Source organism: Protofrankia sp. Cr1 (assembly GCF_963555865.1).
Taxonomy (GTDB): domain Bacteria; phylum Actinomycetota; class Actinomycetes; order Frankiales; family Frankiaceae; genus Protofrankia.
In genome coordinates this window covers 1-5,147 of the sequence record NZ_CAUVXO010000377.1, presented here as the reverse complement: position 1 = coordinate 5,147, position 5,147 = coordinate 1, and the positions used below count along the sequence as shown (strand labels likewise).

Here is a 5,147-nt window from a genome sequence, read left to right as displayed (position 1 = left end):
GTCCGGAGGTGAGTCGGTGGTGCCCTGCTCGTCCATCGGCTGGACGTCCATCGGCTGGACGTCCATCGGCTGGACGTCATCCGGTACGCGGGCTATGAGCCGCGCGATCTCGTTGTCCAGCCCGCCGACCCACGCGGGCAGCGGCCAGGTTGCCCGCGGCAGGGCCGCCAGCGCCGCCGCGCGCTCGACCCGGCAGCGGGCCACCAGATCGGCGCGGTAGCTGTCCCGCACGATCTCGACGCGGGCACGTTCCTCCCGGGCGAGCCCGCGGTACGCCTCCACGATGGCGATGGCCGTGTGGACCGCCGCACGTTCCGCGCAGGTGGCGGCGTGCAGGGCGCGCCGGGGTCTGTGCAGCCGGGACCGCGCCCAGCGCAGCCGCAGCCCGGTGCGCCGCACCGCGGCGGCGAGCGGGTCGTGCGCGTGATATTCGACCGCGGCGGCGGCCACGGTGAACAGCGTCTGCAGAGACAGGAACAACCCGAACGCGACCGGGAAACCGATGTCGACAGCTGCCCCGAGTTTCCCGAGCAGAGCGATCTCACCGACGAAGGTCGACGCCCGGACGACCGCGAGGCACACGTTGACGGCCACCAGCACCACCAGCCCGGCGACGACCGCCGGGGAGAGGAACGTCCCACCGGGGGCCCGTACCGGCCGCCACTGCTGCCCCTGCTGCCCCGGCCGCCCCGCCTGGCGTTCGTCCACGCGGACCCGCTGGTCCCTGGCGTGGCGGGCAAGATGCCCGGCGAGCACCAGCCCAGCGAAGACGATCGCGGCGACGAGCAGGTACGTGTGCAGATAGGGGGCACCCAGGCCGTCCAGGGTCGGCTTTAGCGCGACCGCCTCGGCACTCGTGATGACGCCCAGTAGCGTGATACGGCCAAGCGGTGACCATTCCAGGTGGGCGAACCGCCGTCGCGGCTCAGCGCAGGCGCGAACCGATTCGACCGCGTCGCGGTGGCTGTCCGCCGCCTCGGTGACCCGCGTCGCAGCGGCGGAGCACGCATCGGTCCGGGCGGCGACCAACGCCCGGGCGTCGCCGATTCGGGCCTCGTTGCCGAACCGGTCGTGGGCGTAGGCCCGTCCGATGGCTTCGAGCCGTGCTGTCGCATGCCCGGCCAGGATCTGCTCGAACGGCAGGACAGTCTTGCCGGTCTCGGTGTCCGGGTACGGCGCGGCGGCATCCCGTTCGGCGCTGGCCCGAGCGAATCCGAGCAGGCCCCGGTTGTCCAGCCTGGACGACCGGACGAGTGGGTACTGCGGCCTGGCTGCCATCTCATGCCTCCCGGGTCACGAAATACGGATTGCGGGTCACGGTTCGCCGGTCACGGATTGCCGGTCACGGATTGCGGTGGCCGTCGGTGGACGGCGGTGTGTTCGCCGTGGCCGTCGGCACCCGGCGCACGGTTGTCAGCCACGCGGGCGACGGGAACGCCGGTGGAACCCACGCTTCGGCGAGCGCCGCGGCATCCTCACCGCGGCGGCGCAGGTTCGCCGCCCGGTACACCTCGACGCACTGGTCACGGAAGGACGAGATCCCGTCGGCACGCGCCTGTGCGTCATCTATCAGCCGCTCACGCCGTTCCAGCAGGCCGGCCAACCTGATCTGGAGCTCGCCGAGCCGGGTCCGGTCGGTGAGGTTCGCCGTGCGCGCATGTGTCGCCGACCGCCTGCTCCGGGCCACGGCGTCGTCGCTGCTCCCTGGCTGGCCGAGAGCCTCGGCCTCGGTGACCATCTGATCGGCCGGGTCGGTGGCCAGTCGCGCCCGCAGGACGGCGATCGCGGCGACGTTTTCGGCGATCTCGACGTCGAGATCGATCAGCAACCCGGTCAGGATCGAACGCAGTAGGCCGTGCGAGCGCTCGGCGCTCGCCGCCAGCTCCCGGATCGCCGGCGTCGTGAACGATCCCGGAGCAACGGTCGGTATGCCGGCGTCCGCGTCACGGCGTCCCCGCCACCACAGCCGCAGCCTGGTCCACCCGCCGACTCCGGGGTGACGGCCGCCAATCGGATTGGCACCGGATGAAAGGGCACCCAGCGGCGTCTGCGCCGGGCGCGTGGTGCGATAGCGCGGATGGTCGGCCCGCTGTTCCATGGGAGGCTCCGTCCGTAGGGGGCGTTTCACCCTCGACAGACGGACACAGCGGACGAACCCAGCGGATGAGCGCTGCGACCGGACTACGACAAAACTTCGTCCCGGTCTGCGTTCCCGACCTCAGACTCAGACTCAGAGTCAGGCTCAGGCACAGGCTCGGCCCAGCGGCGGACCCGGTCGGTCAGGTTCTTGTAGGCGTCGCGGAGCGAGCCGCGATCCGGCCCAGGCACCGGATCAATTTCCAGCTGGACGTGTGACAGCAGCTCCGCGCACGTCCGGATTCTGATACCGGGTATCCGGTGCTGAGGTTTCTGCTGAAGATTGTCCAATGCGGCCGCGAACGTCTGCGCTTCCGGACCGTGCGCGGTGACCGCGTCCGAACGGATCGCATAGGCGAGCCTGCTGACCCGCAATTCGTGCGTGCGCCACGCCTTCCCAAGGACCCGGTCGGCCACCGTCATGGCCAGATGCAGAGCGTGCCAGTCGTCGACGGCGGTACGGCCGGCAGCCGACCGTCCTGCACGCCTGTTTCCGGCGTTTCGACGTCCGCCGCCAACGCGTTCCCTGGTCAGAATCTTGATCAGCTCAATGCGGCGGGCGACCTCCGCCCGTTGCTCGGCGACAGTGCCAGTGCCGGTGCCGGTGCCGGTGCCGGTGCCGGTGCCGGGAAAACCTCCGATGAAGACGTCCCGGATCTCCTCCGCGCGCGCCGCGAGGGGTTCAAGCCGCCGACCACCTCGACGCAGGGTGTCCGCAGCCGCGGTGAGCTCCAGGTTGGCCAGATGCTCCAGTGCTACCCGGGCGAGGACGTCCGGGTAGCCGGGCAACGCGGCGACCTGGCCGCCGTCGATCTCGACGCGGGTCCCCCCGCCGCCGGCCTCGACCATCGCACCGACGTAGACCGGGCAGCCCACCGCGGTTGCGACATCGGTGCCCGCGAGCAGCAGACCGGCGTTCATCGCATTCGCTCCAGGGCCGGCCAGCACGACGACGGCCTCCACATCGGCGACCCCCGGAACGGTGAGCAGTGACGACGCGACTGCCTTGCGGACGCCGGCGATATCCATCGGTACGACGACCGGCTCCAGCGCGCCCGGGTCGTCCAGGCCACCCGGGCCACCCGGGCCACCCTGGCCACCCTGGCCACCCAGGCCACCCAGGCCACCCAGGCCACCCAGGCCACCCTGCGGATTCGCCGCGGCGAGCCTGGCCGCGATGTAGGCCGCCGAACCGGAGGCGAGGTCGAGTGTCTGTCCGCTCGCGACGAGCCGGAACCGCAGCCGCGCCCGGAACTGATTGTCGTGCGGTGGCTGTTCGCCAGCGTTCGCCGGCCGCGGGTCGATGAGATCGGTCAGGGACCGCAACGTGCCCGCGTCACACACGGCATCGGCGAATGGCCGTCGACCGTCGCGCTCCTCCTGCCAACCGACACAATAGACCACAAGCACCTCGCCGGATGCCGCGGACGACCACCGGAACAGGTCGGGAACGCTGCGCAGGCCGGGCATCTCGGCAAACAGGGCCTCGGTTCGGCGCGGATCCCGCCCGTCGACGTGACCCGCCGAACCGGCCGCGTGAACGAGATAACGACGATTCGGGATCCGCAGGCCGTGACTTTTGCCCGTGGCGAACTGGTTGATCCATCTGCGCTGGACGAGAAAAGCCGCGGCTTCACCATGAGGACGCCGCTCGGCAACCCGCTCGATGAACGGTCCCAGGGTTTCCGTCTCGTCGGGGTTACGCCTGTTCCTATCTTTGATGATCGGGTCGTCCGGACGTCGCCGTGCGTTGTACTCGCTCAGCAACCAGGCCCGACCGAGCATGACCGCTTGCACCTCACGGCGGACCAGGCGGTCGAAGTAGGCGTTCTCCAGGGCCACCGGCTCCGTGACTGCGAGCTCACTGTTGGGGTCGATCCCGTAGCGTTCCGCAAGTTTCGCGAAGTTCTCAACATCGAGACGCTGCCGGGCATCCAGCATGCGCAGCAGGTCACGCGTACGCGGACAGCCATCGCCCACGTGAACGGCGAGCGCACCGAACATCCGCCGCCGCGCCAGCCACGGCGCCGGGTCGTCCTCGACATGCAGGTCGACAAGCCTGCCGTGAGCGGGCTCCTGGATCGGTCGGACGTCGACCGGTCGACCGTCCGCGAGCGCGGCCATCAGACAACCGATCGTCAGGCCGGTGGGTCCGGTGCCGATACCGGTGACGATGCGGTCCACCTCACGATGGGCCGCAAGCCAATCCTGGAGCACGCGGCGCCCGACCAGCAGCGTCGGCCCGTCGGCAACGATCCGCTCCACGTCGATCTCCACGTCGATCTCCGGGTTGCGGGCGGGCACGTAGAGGTCGGGAACCAGGCTGAGCGCCCGTTCGATCGCCTCGGCCAGCCCTGCGGTATCCCGACCCGTCGGATTCCCGGTATCCGTCGCGACCAGCAGTAGCCGGTCTCCGGGCACCGCCGCCTCGAGCATGATCTCAAGCGGCACCTTCTCCCATCGCCGCTGGGAATCCGCAACGGGTGTCGTCAGCAGCGTCCGGACAGTGTCCTCATCCCGGGCATCGATAGCCGCGCACAGCCTGGCAACCCTCTCCGCCTGGGTGGGGCCAGCGACCGTACCCGCATTTCCGGAACGAAATCGAGCCTGACTGTCCACCCCGAGATCGGACGCCCCGAGAACATGAACGAAGACCTGCACAGTGACCACCCCCGCAGAAACCGGTCACCAGAGTACCCATCGACCCCGAGCCGTCGGCAGCCCGCCTATCCGACCGGACATCTGCCAAGATCGGCGCGAGTTTGTCGCTACGCACGCCTATCCGGCCAAAAAACGTACCGAACAACAAACTCGCGCCGATCATCCATCGGATCCGATGCCGGTCACCACCACCAGGACGGCCGCAGCTCCACCGAACCTACCCCCGCTACCTCAACCCGACTCGGAAAGTCCCCACCCTGCGACGGTGGTGTCGACCTGGAGTCTGCCGAGCACCCGACCCCGTAGGTAGGAACGGTCACTCCCGCAGCCTTTTCCACCTACGGCAAGCC

3 protein-coding genes are annotated in these 5,147 nt (G+C 69.8%); all 3 read right to left on the bottom strand.

The genetic code is table 11. The annotated features are described in order from the left end of the window. The coding region (locus U9980_RS21730) for a hypothetical protein (RefSeq protein ID WP_322769617.1) at positions 1-1,278 on the bottom strand (1,278 nt) is incomplete at its 3' end. Between the two features lie 64 nt (positions 1,279-1,342). Continuing rightward, positions 1,343-2,098: a hypothetical protein gene (locus U9980_RS21725; RefSeq protein WP_322769616.1), complete on the bottom strand. Its 756-nt coding sequence runs from the start codon at positions 2,096-2,098 to the stop codon at positions 1,343-1,345. A gap of 83 nt (positions 2,099-2,181) precedes the next feature. Next, entirely contained in the window at positions 2,182-4,797 is a 2,616-nt protein-coding gene (locus tag U9980_RS21720) for a hypothetical protein (RefSeq protein WP_322769615.1), read from the bottom strand. Positions 4,798-5,147 lie beyond the last annotated feature (350 nt).

What these genes read in the sequence shown, in the direction of transcription:
- U9980_RS21725 (WP_322769616.1), bottom strand. Translation starts at nt 2,098, where the DNA reads ATGGAACAGCGGGCCGACCATCCGCGCTATCGCACCACGCGCCCGGCG.